The organism is Aquipuribacter hungaricus, assembly GCF_037860755.1.
GTDB classification, from domain to species: Bacteria; Actinomycetota; Actinomycetes; order Actinomycetales; family JBBAYJ01; genus Aquipuribacter; species Aquipuribacter hungaricus.
This window is the reverse complement of the sequence record NZ_JBBEOI010000093.1, coordinates 1-13,133: the sequence shown is the minus strand read 5'-3', so window position 1 is coordinate 13,133 and position 13,133 is coordinate 1. Positions and strand designations below refer to the sequence as shown.

Annotated in this window: 13 protein-coding genes; 8 read left to right on the top strand and 5 right to left on the bottom strand. The window is 74.9% G+C overall.

Going from position 1 to position 13,133, the window contains the following annotated elements:
* The coding region (locus WCS02_RS11130; protein WP_422665420.1) for a class I SAM-dependent methyltransferase at window positions 1-258 on the bottom strand (258 nt) is incomplete at its 3' end.
* Window positions 259-377: 119 nt separating this feature from the next.
* Here WCS02_RS11130 and WCS02_RS11125 point away from each other — a divergent pair.
* The gene (locus tag WCS02_RS11125; protein ID WP_340293043.1) at window positions 378-1,937 is read left to right on the top strand and encodes an AMP-binding protein; all 1,560 of its coding nucleotides are present in this window, start codon (window positions 378-380) and stop codon (window positions 1,935-1,937) included.
* A 95-nt stretch (window positions 1,938-2,032) separates the two neighbouring features.
* Here WCS02_RS11125 and WCS02_RS11120 read toward each other — a convergent pair whose 3' ends face one another.
* A complete protein-coding gene (locus tag WCS02_RS11120) occupies window positions 2,033-2,266 on the bottom strand; it encodes a hypothetical protein (RefSeq protein WP_340293041.1) in 234 nt (77 codons plus the stop codon).
* A 77-nt stretch (window positions 2,267-2,343) separates the two neighbouring features.
* On the opposite strand from WCS02_RS11120, the gene WCS02_RS11115 reads away from it, so the two are divergent.
* From WCS02_RS11115 to WCS02_RS11085, 7 genes are all read left to right on the top strand, one after another.
* Window positions 2,344-3,237 (top strand): LysR substrate-binding domain-containing protein, encoded by an 894-nt coding sequence (locus tag WCS02_RS11115; RefSeq protein ID WP_340293039.1) that lies wholly within the window; start codon window positions 2,344-2,346, stop codon window positions 3,235-3,237.
* Window positions 3,238-3,355: 118 nt separating this feature from the next.
* Window positions 3,356-4,372, top strand: coding sequence for a LacI family DNA-binding transcriptional regulator (locus WCS02_RS11110; protein ID WP_340293037.1), 1,017 nt, complete (start codon window positions 3,356-3,358; stop codon window positions 4,370-4,372).
* A gap of 109 nt (window positions 4,373-4,481) precedes the next feature.
* Entirely contained in the window at window positions 4,482-5,774 is a 1,293-nt protein-coding gene (locus WCS02_RS11105; RefSeq protein ID WP_340293035.1) for an extracellular solute-binding protein, read from the top strand.
* Between the two features lie 2 nt (window positions 5,775-5,776).
* A complete protein-coding gene (locus WCS02_RS11100) occupies window positions 5,777-6,730 on the top strand; it encodes a carbohydrate ABC transporter permease (protein ID WP_376983684.1) in 954 nt (317 codons plus the stop codon).
* A 1-nt stretch (window position 6,731) separates the two neighbouring features.
* Window positions 6,732-7,643: a carbohydrate ABC transporter permease gene (locus WCS02_RS11095; protein ID WP_376983683.1), complete on the top strand. Its 912-nt coding sequence runs from the start codon at window positions 6,732-6,734 to the stop codon at window positions 7,641-7,643.
* Between the two features lies 1 nt (window position 7,644).
* Window positions 7,645-8,823, top strand: a complete 1,179-nt coding sequence (locus WCS02_RS11090; RefSeq protein ID WP_340293033.1) for a glycoside hydrolase family 130 protein — start codon at window positions 7,645-7,647, stop codon at window positions 8,821-8,823.
* A 5-nt stretch (window positions 8,824-8,828) separates the two neighbouring features.
* On the top strand, window positions 8,829-10,895 hold the full coding sequence (locus WCS02_RS11085) for a hypothetical protein (RefSeq protein ID WP_340293031.1): 2,067 nt from the start codon (window positions 8,829-8,831) through the stop codon (window positions 10,893-10,895).
* 58 nt (window positions 10,896-10,953) lie between these two features.
* Here WCS02_RS11085 and WCS02_RS11080 read toward each other — a convergent pair whose 3' ends face one another.
* Genes WCS02_RS11080 through WCS02_RS11070 form a run of 3 tightly spaced genes read right to left on the bottom strand, consistent with a single transcriptional unit; the run spans window position 10,954 to window position 12,894 of the window.
* Entirely contained in the window at window positions 10,954-11,982 is a 1,029-nt protein-coding gene (locus WCS02_RS11080) for an iron-containing redox enzyme family protein (protein WP_340293029.1), read from the bottom strand.
* Entirely contained in the window at window positions 11,979-12,143 is a 165-nt protein-coding gene (locus WCS02_RS11075; RefSeq protein WP_340293047.1) for a CDGSH iron-sulfur domain-containing protein, read from the bottom strand. Before WCS02_RS11075 ends, WCS02_RS11080 begins: the two co-directional genes overlap by 4 nt.
* Before the next feature lie 40 nt (window positions 12,144-12,183).
* The gene (locus WCS02_RS11070) at window positions 12,184-12,894 is read right to left on the bottom strand and encodes a HemK2/MTQ2 family protein methyltransferase (protein ID WP_340293045.1); all 711 of its coding nucleotides are present in this window, start codon (window positions 12,892-12,894) and stop codon (window positions 12,184-12,186) included.
* Window positions 12,895-13,133 lie beyond the last annotated feature (239 nt).

Genomic DNA, 13,133 nt, shown 5'->3' with positions numbered 1-13,133 from the left:
GAGGTCGGCGGCGGCGAGCATGCCGGCGCTCGGCTCCACGGCGGCGACCGCCCGCACCTCGTCAGGCACGCTGCGGCACACCAGGCCGGTGCCGGCGCCGACGTCCAGGACGCGCTCGCCGGGCAGCGGCGCCAGCACCCGCAGCAGGGTCGTCACGCTGCGCCGCTGCAGCGGCTCCTGCCAGCGGTACACCGGGGCCAGGGCACCCCAGCCGTCCGGGCGGGCACCCGCGTCGGGGGCGCGGTGGGCAGCGGGCACGGCCCATCGTGGCACCCCGGGGACGGCGGCCGGAACGGGTGCAGCCGCGCACCGGACAGGGTTGGATGACGCCACGCGGGCCGACGACGGCCCCGGCGACCGCTCGACGAGGAGCAGACGTGACCCTCCCCACCCCGGTCCCCCCGCTGGACGTCCCCGACGACCTGCTCACGCCCTACGTCCTGGGCCGGGCCGCGGCGCTCGGCGACCGGCCGGCGCTCGTGGACGCCGCGTCAGGGCGGGCGCTCACCTACGCCGCGCTCGACGCCGGCGTCCGGGCGCTCGCGGGCGGGCTCGTCGCCCGCGGCCACGCCCCGGGCGACGCGGTCGCGCTCATGAGCCCGAACTTGCCGGAGTACGCCGTGGTGTTCCACGGCGTCGCCATGGCCGGCGGCGTGGTCTGCACCGTCAACCCCACGTACACCGCGCACGAGGTGCACGAGCAGCTCGTGGACTCCGGCGCGCGGCTGCTGGTCACGGTGCCGGCGTTCCTCACGACGGCCACGGAGGCGGCCGCCGGGACGGCCGTGGAGCAGGTCGTCGTCCTGGGGGAGGTGCCCGAGGGCTCCGACGCGGTGCCGCTGCAGCAGCTGCTCGGCGACCGGCTGGCCGAGCAGGTCCCGGTCGGCCAGGACGCCGTGGTGGCGCTGCCGTACTCCTCGGGGACGCAGGGCCTGCCCAAGGGCGTCATGCTCACCCACCGCAACCTCGTGGCGAACGTCGCGCAGACCCAGGACATCCTCGGTGCCGGCGACGGCGAGGTGTTCATGGGGGTGCTGCCGTTCTTCCACATCTACGGGATGAACGTGGTGATGAACGTCGGGCTGGTGACGGGCTCGACCATCGTCACGATGCCCCGCTTCGACCTGGCGGCGTTCCTCCAGGCGCACGAGCGGTACCGGGTCACCCGGTCCTTCGTCGCCCCGCCCATCGTCGTCGCGCTGGCCAAGCACCCGGCCGTCGAGGGCGTCGACCTGTCCTCGCTCGTGCAGGTGGTCTCGGGTGCGGCGCCGCTGTCCGCCGAGCTGGCCGCGGAGGCCTCCGCCCGTCTCGGCGTGGAGGTCGTGCAGGGCTACGGCATGACGGAGATGTCACCGGTGAGCCACTTCACCCGCCCGGGCGGCTACCGCGCGGGCTCGGTGGGCGTGGCGGTGGCCGGGACCGAGCACCGCGTCGTCGACCCCGCGACCGGGGAGGACCTCGGCGTGGACGCCGACGGCGAGCTATGGGTGCGCGGGCCGCAGGTGATGAAGGGGTACCTGGGCAACGACGAGGCGACCGCCGCGACGCTGGACCCGGACGGCTGGCTGCGGACCGGCGACATCGGCCACGTGGACGCCGACGGCTACCTGTACGTCGTCGACCGGCTCAAGGAGCTCATCAAGGTCAAGGGGTTCCAGGTGGCGCCGGCCGAGCTGGAGGCCCTCCTGCTCACCCACCCCGACGTCACCGACGCGGCCGTGGTGGGGGTGCAGGACGAGCAGGCGGGGGAGCTCCCCGTCGGCCACGTCGTCCTGCGGGCCGGGGCCGGGAGCGACGCGGACGCCGTCCGCGCGTGGGTGGCGGAGCGGACGGCGACGTACAAGCACCTGCACCGGCTGCTCGTCGTGGACGCCATCCCCAAGTCGGCCTCGGGCAAGATCCTTCGACGGGTGCTCCGGCAGGAGCTGGCCGGGTAGGCCCCGCCGGGCCCCTCGCGGGGCCCGGGTCGTGCGGTCGTGCGTGCCGTGCTGGTGGTGCCGGTCGTGCGGGTGGTGCGGGTGGCGCGGTCCGCTCAGGCGGCGCGGAGGCGGGTGACGATGCGGTCGAGGTCGGCGCCGGCCTGGCCGGGGGCGCGGGCGATGATTGCGTCGAGCTCGGCCTGGTCGGCCGGGGTGGAGTAGGCGGCGAGCTCCGCCTCCAGGCGGCGGGCGGCGGCGCGGCGGGCCCGGCGGGCGGCCAGCTCGGTGCGGACGCCGGCGAAGCCGTCGGCGAGGGAGGACAGGGCGGTGGTCTCCGGGTTCATCATGTCTCCGAGTGTCCGCTCGTCCGACCGATGCGTCCAATGACTCTTGGCGCACCGACCCATGCCGTAGCGTCATGGGTGTGGACACGGACGCGCTGCGGTGGTTCCAGCTGGTCGCCGACGGGGTGCGGGTGACCGAGGTCGCCGAGACAGAGCACCTCACGCAGCCGGGGCTGTCCCGGGCGCTGGCCCGCCTCGAGCGCGAGGTGGGGACGCCGCTGCTGCGCCGCCAGGGACGGGTGCTGCGCACGACCGAGGCGGGCCGGGCGTTCAAGCGGCACGTCGACCGGGTGCTGCACGAGCTCGACGACGGGCTCGCCGCCGTCGAGCAGCTCCTCGACCCCGAGACCGGCACCGTCGCCGTGGCGTTCGAGCGGTCCATGGGCACCTGGCTCGTCCCGCAGCTGGTGAGCAGCTTCCGGGACGAGCACCCCGAGGTGCGCGTGCTCCTGCACCACGGGGGCGGCGCCGACGGCGCGCCGCAGCCCGAGGCGGCCGTCGACGTCGAGCTGAGCAGCCGGCGCCCGCGGGACCCCTCCCTGCGGTGGGCGCGGCTGCTCACCGAGCCGCTGGTCGCCGTGGTGGGCAGCCGTCATCGTCTGGCGGGGGCGGGGCGGCTCCCGGTCGCCGACCTGGCCGGGGAGGCGTTCGTCGCGCTGCGCGGACCGTCGCCGTTCCGCGCCTCCGCGGACGCCCTGCTCGCCGACGCCGGGGTGGACCCGGCGGTGGCGTTCGAGGCGGACGACCTCGCCACGGTGCAGGGCTTCGTCGCCAGCGGCCTCGGGGTCGCGCTGGTGCCGGCGTCCGCGGTGGACGGGCGCTGCGAGGTGCTCGGCCTCACCGACCCCGGTGCCACCCGCGACCTGGGCATGGTCTGGTCGACCGAGCGGCGGATGCTGCCCTCGGCCGCCCTGTTCCGCGACCACGTGCTCGCCATCGCACGCCGTGGGCACCTCGCCGTGCCGTTCGGCTGAGGCGCGGCCCGTCACAGGCGTCCCGCACCCCTTGACCGCAGGGGCCTGAACCGGTTTACATGACCTCGGTGCCCAGCGTCGGGCGCCGGGCGGGAGGTCGACCGTGGCTGCACCGCGCGTGACCATCACCGACGTCGCCCGCCATGCGGGCGTGAGCAAGACCCTCGTCTCCTTCGCCCTCAACGACCGGCCCGGGGTGTCGCCGGAGAGCCGCCGGCGCATCCTCGCCGCCGCGGCCGAGCTCGGCTGGCGCCCGAGCCACCGCGCCCGGTCCCTGTCGGTCTCCCGGGCCTTCGCCCTCGGCCTCGTCGTCGCCCGGCCGGCGGAGCTGCTCGGCGCCGACCCGTTCTTCCTCGCTTTCATCGCGGGCGTGGAGACGGTGCTCAGCGAGCACGACCAGGCCCTCGTGCTGCTCGTCGTCCGCGACCGGGCGGCCGAGGTCGCCGGGTACGAGCGGCTGGCCCGCGACGGCCGGGTGGACGGGGTCCTCGTGACCGACCTGCGGCACGACGACGAGCGGCTCGCGCTGCTGGAGCGGCTGCGGCTGCCCGCCGTCACGCTCAACCGCCCGGCCGGGCCCTCGTCGTCGCCCGCCGTCTGCCTCGACGACAGCGCCGGCGTCCGGGAGGCCGTGGCGCACCTGGTCGACCTCGGGCACCGGCACATCGGCCACGTCGCCGGTCCCGCGCCCTTCCTGCACAGCCGGTCCCGGCGCGAGGCGTGGGCGCAGGCGCTCGCCGAGCACGGGCTGCCGCCGGGCCCCGAGGCGGTCGGGGACTTCTCGCCCGCCAGCGGGGCGGCGGCCACGCGGACGCTGCTCGGCGCCGACGAGCCGCCCACCGCCGTCGTCTACGCCAACGACCTCATGGCCATGGCCGGCCTCACGGTGGCGCACCAGTGCGGGGTGCAGGTGCCGGGGGACCTGTCGGTGACCGGCTTCGACGACGCCGCCTCCGCCGCGCACACCCACCCGCCGCTCACGACCATCCGCGCCGACGTCCCCGCCTGGGGTGCCCGGTGCGCCCGCACCCTGCTGGAGCTCGTCGAGGGGGGCGCGGCCGAGGACGTCGAGATGCCGCCGGCCCGGCTCGTGGTCCGGGACACCACCGGCCCGCCGCGCCGCGGCGGCCCCTGACCGGCGGAGCGCCGGTGCCACCCGTACGGGAGCGCGCACGAGAGCCCCGGACCAGCACGAGACGACCTGCACGAGACCCGCACGACGCACCTGACACCGAGGAGAACTCATGAAGCGCACCGTCCCCGCCGCCCTGACCGGGATCGCCCTGCTCGCCGCCGTCGCCGCCTGCGGCGGCGGGGGCGGCTCCGAGGAGGCCGCCGAGGCCGGCGGCGGCACCGGCCCCGTCGACATCTGGTACTCCAACAACCAGGAAGAGGTCGCCTGGGGCGAGGCCATGGTCGAGGCCTGGAACGCCGAGCACCCCGACGAGCAGGTCACCGCCCAGGAGATCCCCGCCGGGCAGAGCTCGGAGGAGGCCATCGCGGCCGCCATCACCGCCGGCAACGCCCCGTGCCTGATCTACAACACCTCGCCCGCGGCGGTGCCGCAGTTCCAGAAGGCCGGCGGGCTGGTCAACCTCGACGAGATCGAGGGCGCCCGGGAGTACATCGAGGAGCGCACCGGTGACAAGGCCGAGCAGTACGTGTCCCCGGACGGGGCGCTCTACCAGCTGCCCTGGAAGGCCAACCCCGTGATGATCTTCTACAACAAGGCGATGTTCGCCGAGGCAGGGCTGGACCCGGAGAACCCGCCCCTGGCCACCCACGAGGAGTTCCTCGCCACGTCACGCACCCTCGTCGAGAGCGGGGTCGCCCAGCACGCGATCTGGCCCGCGCCCAGCTCGGAGTTCTACCAGCCGTGGTTCGACTTCTACCCGATGTTCGCGGCCGAGACCGGGGGTTCGCTGTTCGTCGAGGACGGCGAGGCCCAGTTCGCCGGCGAGGAAGGGGTCGCTGTCGCCGAGTTCTGGAAGACCGTCTACGACGAGGGCCTCGCCGGGCGCGAGGCCTACAACGGCGACGCGTTCGGCGACGCGCAGTCCGCCATGTCCACGGTCGGGCCCTGGGCGATCGCGGTCTACGGGGAGGACATCGACTGGGGCGTCGTCCCGGTCCCCACGTCCGGCGGCACCCCCGCGGAGGAGGTCGTCACCTTCAGCGACGCCAAGAACGTCGCCATGTACACCGCGTGCGAGAACCAGGCCACCGCGTGGGAGGTGCTGAAGTTCTCCACCTCCGAGGAGCAGGACGGCCAGCTCCTCGAGCTGACCGGCCAGATGCCCATGCGCCAGGACCTGCCCGCCACCTACGCGGAGTACTTCGAGGCCAACCCCGAGTACGAGACCTTCGCCGCGCAGGCGGAGCGCACCGTCGAGGTGCCCAACGTCGAGGGCTCCATCGAGGTCTGGCAGACCTTCCGCGACGCGTACTCCGAGTCGGTCATCTTCGGCGAGACCGACGTCCAGGAGGCCCTGACCGGGGCCGCCGAGGACGTCGACGGTCTCGTCGGCCAGGGCTAGTCGTGGCCACGTCGACCTCGGTCCCCGCACGGGCGGGGACCGGGGCACCGGCGCAGCGGCGCCCGGCGTCGTCGCGCGGCCCGCTGCGGGTCCTCGGCCGGCACCCGGTGGGCATGCTGTTCGCCGCGCCGTACGTGGTGTTCATCCTCGCGGTGTTCGCCTACCCGCTCGGCCTCGCGGTGTGGATGTCGTTCCACGACTTCTTCTTCTCCGCGCCGGGCGTGGCCGTCGAGCGCCCCTTCGTCGGCCTCGACAACTACGTCGCCGTCCTCACCGACCCCGACGTGCAGCGCTCGTTCCGCAACATCGCCGTGTTCCTCGTCATCAACGTGCCGCTGACGGTCGCGCTGTCGCTCGTCCTCGCCACCGCCCTCAACGGTGCCATCCGGTTCCGCTCGTTCTTCCGGGTCGCGTACTACGTGCCCTACGTGACCGCCAGCGTCGCAGTGGTCGCGGTGTGGCTGTACCTCTTCAGCACCGGTGGCCTGGTCAACCAGGTCCTCGGCGGGGCCGCCCCGGACCCGTCGTGGCTGGTCAACAAGGGCCTGGCCATGCCGGTCATCGCCGTGTTCGTCACGTGGAAGCAGCTCGGCTTCTTCATCCTGCTGTACCTCGCCGCGCTGCAGAACGTGCCCAAGGAGGTCTACGAGTCCGCCTCGGTCGACGGCGCGGGCCGGCTGCGGACGTTCTGGTCGATCACCGTCCCGAGCGTGCGGCCGGCGACGACGCTGGTCGTCATCCTCTCCACCATCACCGGCGCCAACCTGTTCACCGAGCCGTACCTGCTCACCGGCGGCGGCGGGCCGGACGGCGCGTCGGCCTCCCCGGTCCTCGTCATGTACCAGCGCGGGATCGAGCAGGGGAACCCCGACGTCGCCGCCGCCATCGGCGTCGTCCTCGTCGTGGGCGTCCTGCTCGTCTCGCTCGTCAACCGCTACGTCCTGGAGAGGGACTGACATGGCGACCCCCACGACCGTCGCCGCCGGGGCCGGCGCGCCCGCCGTGCCCCCCACCGCGACCGGCGGCCCGCGCCGCCGGCCGTCCCGCACCTCGTGGCCGCGCATGCTCCTGCTGGCCCTCGGCGCCCTGCTGTTCCTGTTCCCCTTCTACTACATGCTCGTCGGCTCCTTCACGGCCGAGCCCGACCCGAGCCTCGCCGGCCTCGCGCCGTCCCCGGACGAGCTCACGGTGTCCAACTACTCGGCCATCGACGGCTCCATCGGGCTGGTCCGCTCCCTCGTCAACTCCGGGATCTTCACCGGCGGGGTTCTGCTGGGGACGATGGTCCTCGGCGTGCTGGTGGGCTATGCGCTCGCCCAGCTGGAGTTCCGGGGCCGCGGCGCGGTGTTCGCCCTCATGCTCCTGGTCCAGGTCGTGCCGTTCCAGCTGCTCACCATCCCGCTGTACGTCCTCATCGTCCGGGACTACGGCCTGGCCGACTCCTACCTGGGGATGATCCTGCCGTTCGCCATCAACTCCACGGCGGTCTTCGTGTTCCGGCAGTACTTCCTGCAGCTGCCGCGCGACCTGTTCGACGCCGCCCGGATCGACGGCGCGGGGGAGCTGCGGGTGCTGTGGTCCATCGCGGTCCCGCTGGTGCGCCCGGCCCTGCTCACGGCGCTGCTGCTGACGTTCATCGGCCCGTGGAACGAGTTCCTCTGGCCGTTCCTCGTCACCAAGGAGCAGGACATGCAACCGCTGGCGGTGTCGCTGGCGAACTACATCACCAACCTGTCGGCCCGGGCCGCCAACCCGTTCGGCGCGATCCTCGCCGGTGCCTGCGTGCTCGCCGCGCCGGCGGTCGTCCTGTTCACCGTCTTCCAGCGCCACTTCGTCAGCAACGACGTCGGTTCCGGCGTGAAGGGATGACATGACCGTCACCAGGAGCACCACCAGCGACGCCGGGACCACCAGCGACGCCAGCACCACGAGCACGCACGTCCCCTACCGGCTCACCCGGGTGGGCACCGTCATGCAGCCGGACCCGGGGGAGCCGGACGAGGCCGAGGGGGTGCTCAACCCCGCCAGCGGCCGCACCCCGGACGGGGTGCTCCACCTGCTGCCCCGGCTGGTGAGCGCGGGCAACGTGTCCCGCGTCGGCCTGGCCGAGGTGGTGATCGACGACGGCGTCCCGGTCGGCGTCCGGCGCCGCGGCACCGTGCTGGCCCCCGACGCGGGGTTCGAGCGGGGGACCGGCAACGCCGGCGTGGAGGACCCGCGGGTGACGTGGGTGCCCCGGCTCGGGCTGCACGTCATGACGTACGTCGCCTTCGGCCCGCTCGGCCCGCGCCTGGCCCTCGCGGTGTCGACGGACCTGCAGGAGTGGCGGCGTCTGGGCCCGGTGCACTTCGCCTACCAGCCCGACCTGGACACCGACCTCAACCTGTTCCCCAACAAGGACGCCGTGCTCTTCCCCGAGCCGGTGCCCGGCCCGGACGGACGGCCGGCCTACGCGATGCTCCACCGGCCGATGTGGGACCTGGGCTGGATCCGGCAGGGCGAGGGCACGCACCTGCCCGCCGGCACCACCGACCCCCGCCCCGGCATCTGGGTCTCCTACGTCCCCGCCGAGGAGGTCGAGGCGGATACCGGCGCGCTGGTCCGCCTGCGGGACCACCGGCAGGTCGCCCTGTCCGAGCACCCGTGGGAGGTCACCAAGATCGGCGCGGGGCCGCCCCCGGTCCGCGTCCCCGAGGGCTGGCTGCTGCTGCACCACGGCGTCACCGGCGAGATCGCCGAGGGATGGGCGCCCCAGGAGCACGTCCGCTACGCCGCCGGCGCGATGCTGCTGGACCCCGACGACGTCGCCGTGGTCCTCGCCCGCACCGACGTGCCCCTGCTCGCGCCCGAGACCGACGCCGAGCGCAGCGGCACCGTGCCGAACGTCGTCTTCCCGACCGCGATCGAGGAGGTCGACGGGCAGCGCTACGTCTTCTACGGGATGGCCGACTCCACCATCGGCGTCGCCCGGCTCGACCGGGTCGAGGGCACCGACGCCCCGACCGTGACGACCGCACCGTCCGGCCCCACCGAGCACCAGGAGAGCTGACCGCCATGACCCTGCGCAGACCCCGTGCCCTCGCCCCGCTGCTGGGGGCGGTCCTCGTCGCCGGCCTCCTCGTGCCGGGGGTGGTCGCCGGCCCCGCCGTCGCAGCCCCGGCGCCCGGCTCCGACGAGCCCCTGACGACGCTCGACCACATCGACTTCCTCGGCGACACCGTCGACCCGCCGGACCAGGAGGGCCACACCACGTACCGGCTCGCCGAGGAGCCGGAGGTGGGTGTGCTGTGGACCTACGCCGACCGCCGCGACGGCGACGTGTACGAGCGCGTCGGCGGCGGGCCGTACGACGCCGCGACCGACACCTGGGGCCAGGGGGCGTTCAACGCCGACGACCTCACCCGCGCCGCCGTGGTCTACCTGCGCCACTGGGAGCAGACCGGCGACGAGGACAGCCGCGAGCGCGCCTACCAGCTGCTGCGCGGCACCACCTACCTGCAGACCGTGACCGGTCCCGACGCCGGCAACGTCGTGCTGTGGATGCAGCCCGACGGCACGCTCGAGCCGAGCCCCGAGCCGGTCGAGCTGCCCGACCCCAGCGACTCCGAGGAGTCGTACTGGCTGGCCCGGACGGTCTGGGCCCTGGGCGAGGGCTACGCCGCCTTCGCCGAGGAGGACCCCGCGTTCGCCGCCTTCCTCCACGACCGGATGGACCTGTCCCTGGCCGCGCTCGAGCGGCAGGTGCTCGACGCCTACGGCACCTACGAGGTCGCCGACGGTGTCCGGGTCCCGGCGTGGCTGGTCGTCGACGGGGCCGACGCCAGCGCCGAGGCCGTCCTCGGCCTGGCCGCGTTCGTCGAGGCAGCCCCCGCCGGCGACCCGGTGGCCGCGCGCGCGGCCACCGCGACCGCCCAGCTGGCGGAGGGGATCGCCGCGATGTCCGCCGGGGACGCCCGGCAGTGGCCCTACGGCGCTGTGCTGCCCTGGACCCACACCCGCTCGTTCTGGCACGCCTGGGCCTCGCAGATGCCCGCCGCGCTCGCCGTGGCCGCCACCACGCTCGACCGCGACGACCTGCTGCCCGCCGCCGTCGAGGACGCCGCGGTGTTCACCCCGCACCTGCTCACCTCGACCGGGCCGGTCAACGGCTGGCTCCCGGTGCCCGGCGACCTCACGCAGATCGCCTACGGCGTGGACTCCCGCGTGCAGTCGCTCGTCGCCGTGGCCGACGCCGCGGACCGCCCCGCGCTGGACACCATGGCCGGCATCACGGCGTCCTGGTACTTCGGCGCCAACCGGGCCGGCCAGCCGATGTACGACCCCGCCACCGGGCGCACCTACGACGGCCTCAGCGCCGACGGCGTGGTCAACCGCAACTCCGGTGCCGAGTCGACCATCCACGGGCTGCTGAGCATGCTGGCCCTCGACGCCCGGCCCGAGGTCCGCGACATCGCCCTGTCGTCCACCGCGCTGGTGGAGATCGACGGCACGACCTGGGTCGAGGCGGAGTCCGCGACCGCCCCCGGCGCCACCGTCGTCACGCCCGCCTCGGCGTGGACGGGGGAGTCGCAGTGGAGCGGCGGGTCCTACCTGGCCATGACGGGCGGCTCGTCGGTGACGTGGTCCGTCGCAGCCGACGACCAGCCCCGGCTCGTGCAGCCGGTGGTGGACCTCGTCACCGACCGGCGCTCGCCCGTGCTGCGGGTCTCGTCGGCGGGGTCCCCGCTCGGCGTGCTGCGGACCGGCAGCGGCGGCGTCCAGGGCGTCACCGAGGCCCCCGGCGCGATCCTGCCGACGACCATGGTGCGCACCCTCGACGCAGGGGCGACATCGGTGACGGCGACCGCCACCGGCCGCGGTGCGTCCGCCGCCCGGGTGGACGCGGTGCTCCTCACGCCGCTGGTGTCCCGCCTGGTGCTCGACGGCGCCGACGGCGGCACGGTGCTCCTGCACTCCGTGGCCACCACGACCCGGACCGTCGTCGTCGACGCCCCCGGGGACGACCCGGTCGTCGTCTCGGTGCTCGACGCCACCGGCCAGGTCGTCAGCACGACCGCGGGCGGCGCGGGCGACGTGCGTGTCGAGGTGCTGGCGGGCGGGTCCACGGTCGTCACCGGCTAGACATGGACCGAGGGACGCCGGCGCAGACCGGCGTCCCTCGGTGCACGGGTGCGCGGGCTCAGGCCTCGGGCAGCGGTCCCCGGAGCAGCGACCGACCCTCGGACCAGCACCCCATGACCCGCTCGGACAGCCGCTCGTCGAGCAGCAGCGCGGCCTGCATGCCGAACACGACGTCGGCGGCCATGGCGGGGTCCTGCTCGACGAGCGGGGCGATGATGCCGTGGCGCACGACCTGCTCGTGGACGGCGTCGGCCTCGACGTGCTCGGCGTAGAAGCCGACCGTGGCCGGGCCGAGGTCGAGCCGCTCGGCGGCCCGCACCAGCCGCTCTGAGCCGGGCGAGCTGGTGAGCTCCACGACGGCGAACTGCCCGACCAGGGCGCCGCGCAGCGAGCGCCGGAGCCCGACCATCGACATGAGGTTGACCTCGGCCAGCACCTCGGCCGGGGCGACGTCCAGGTAGGCGCCGTAGGCGTCGGACAGCCCCAGCTCGCGCATCATGTCCGCGAACAGCCGGGCGTGCATGCGGTCGCCGCGGCCTGCGCCGTACTCGTCGTGCTCGACGGAGACGAGGCCGGCCTTGGCCTCGCCCTCCAGCCGCGGGATGACCCAGGCCTGCGGGTCGGCCTCCTTGAGGTGGTACAGCGAGCGGGCGGCGATGTACTCGCGCACCTGCCACACCTCGCCCCGGCGCCGCAGGTGGTGCGAGACGCCCTGGGCGTCGAGGTCCTCGACCAGGAGCGGGTCGATGGTGCCGGGCAGGTCGTCCCCGCCGGGCACGTCGCGGCGCAGCGCGGCGAGGAACACGTCCTCCATGGCCCGGCGCAGACGCAGTAGCTCCGGGTCCCACTCCAGGTCGTCGTCGACGCCCGCGAAGCCGCGGTAGTGCAGCTCGTACGACAGGTACAGCGCGAGCTGCAGGTCCTCGCCGTAGGGGTCCGCGCCGGTGACGCCGTCAGGGACGACGAGGTCGCCGCCCAGCAGCCGGTCGAGCACCGCGGTGGACAGCGGGCCGCGGGCACCGGGCAGCGGCGGGCCCGAGGGGCCGGCGGTGGCGACGGGCCCGGGCGTGGTGGTGGTGGCGGTCATGCGTCCTCCTGGTGCGCAGAGCGGACCCTGCGTCGGTGGCTGGTGTCGCAGAACGGGTAGCGGCCGCTCTGGCCGCAGACGCACAGGGCGGTGACGGGGCGGTCTGAGTACGCGCGGGTGCCGTCGGCCGTGACGACCTCGACGGGGCCAGGGACGAGCACGGGACCGTCGGCGGTGATGACGACGCGCCCGCGCGCGGGCTCAGGCGGCGTCGTCGGCACGGTCCCTGCCGGTGTCGCCCGCGTGCTCCAGGGTGGCCGCGTCGCGGACGCGGGCCTCGATGACGACGAGCTCCTCGGACTGCTGGCCCGGCGTCAGCAGGCCACGGCGGCGCAGCATCTCCGCGCGGCGGCGCATGACGGGGCCGAAGGGCTCCTCGACGCGCTCGACGACCTCGGCCTCCAGGCCGGCGGCCTCGAGCTGCTCCAGGGTGCGCTGCTCGTCGGCGAGGACCGAGTGGGTGAGCAGCAGGGTGCCGCCGGGGGCGAGCACCGCGGAGACGCCGGCGCAGATGCGGTCGAGCAGCGCCCGGCCGTCGACGCCCGCGTCCCAGGACCGGGCGATGGAGTGGCGGGGCAGCTCGTCGCTGGCGGCCGGCACGTAGGGCGGGTTGACCGTGACGAGGTCGAACGTCTCGCCGGCGACGGGGGAGAAGAGGTCCCCGGTGCGGACGTCGAGGCCGGCGCGGGCCAGCGCCGAGTTGATCCGGGCGTTCCAGGCGACGCGGCGGGACAGGTCGACCGCCACCACCTCGCGGGCGCCGGCCTCCGCCGCGGCCAGGGCGAGGGCGCCCGTGCCGGTGCAGAGGTCGAGCACGCGCCGGCCCTCGGCCAGCCCTCGTCGTCGCAGGGTGGCCGCGAGCAGGTGCGTGTCCCCCTGGGCGGGGTAGGTACCGGGCAGTCTGAGCAGCATCACGTCTGGATCGTCCGTCTCTCGTCGTCAGCGCGCACCCTGGGAGCGCTCCGGAGGGATACCCCGCCCGGGTGCGCGGCACACCCGCGCCCGCCTAACGTCACCGTGTGCCCCCAGCCTTCCGTCGACCGGCGCGCCGTGGGCCGGACGAGGGGCGCGGGGGCGCCCGTGTCCGGGCCGGGGGACCGCGCGTGACGGCGGCCGTGCCTCCCGAGGCCGTCCCGGCGGCGGCCCTGCTC

Bases quoted from the DNA above. Each gene is read 5' to 3' on its own strand.
- WCS02_RS11120 (WP_340293041.1), bottom strand. From the start codon at position 2,266: ATGATGAACCCGGAGACCACCGCCCTGTCCTCCCTCGCCGACGGCTTC.
- WCS02_RS11105 (WP_340293035.1), top strand. From the start codon at position 4,482: ATGAAGCGCACCGTCCCCGCCGCCCTGACCGGGATCGCCCTGCTCGCC.
- WCS02_RS11095 (WP_376983683.1), top strand. From the start codon at position 6,732: ATGGCGACCCCCACGACCGTCGCCGCCGGGGCCGGCGCGCCCGCCGTG.
- WCS02_RS11090 (WP_340293033.1), top strand. From the start codon at position 7,645: ATGACCGTCACCAGGAGCACCACCAGCGACGCCGGGACCACCAGCGAC.
- WCS02_RS11085 (WP_340293031.1), top strand. From the start codon at position 8,829: ATGACCCTGCGCAGACCCCGTGCCCTCGCCCCGCTGCTGGGGGCGGTC.
- WCS02_RS11080 (WP_340293029.1), bottom strand. From the start codon at position 11,982: ATGACCGCCACCACCACCACGCCCGGGCCCGTCGCCACCGCCGGCCCC.
- WCS02_RS11070 (WP_340293045.1), bottom strand. From the start codon at position 12,894: ATGCTGCTCAGACTGCCCGGTACCTACCCCGCCCAGGGGGACACGCAC.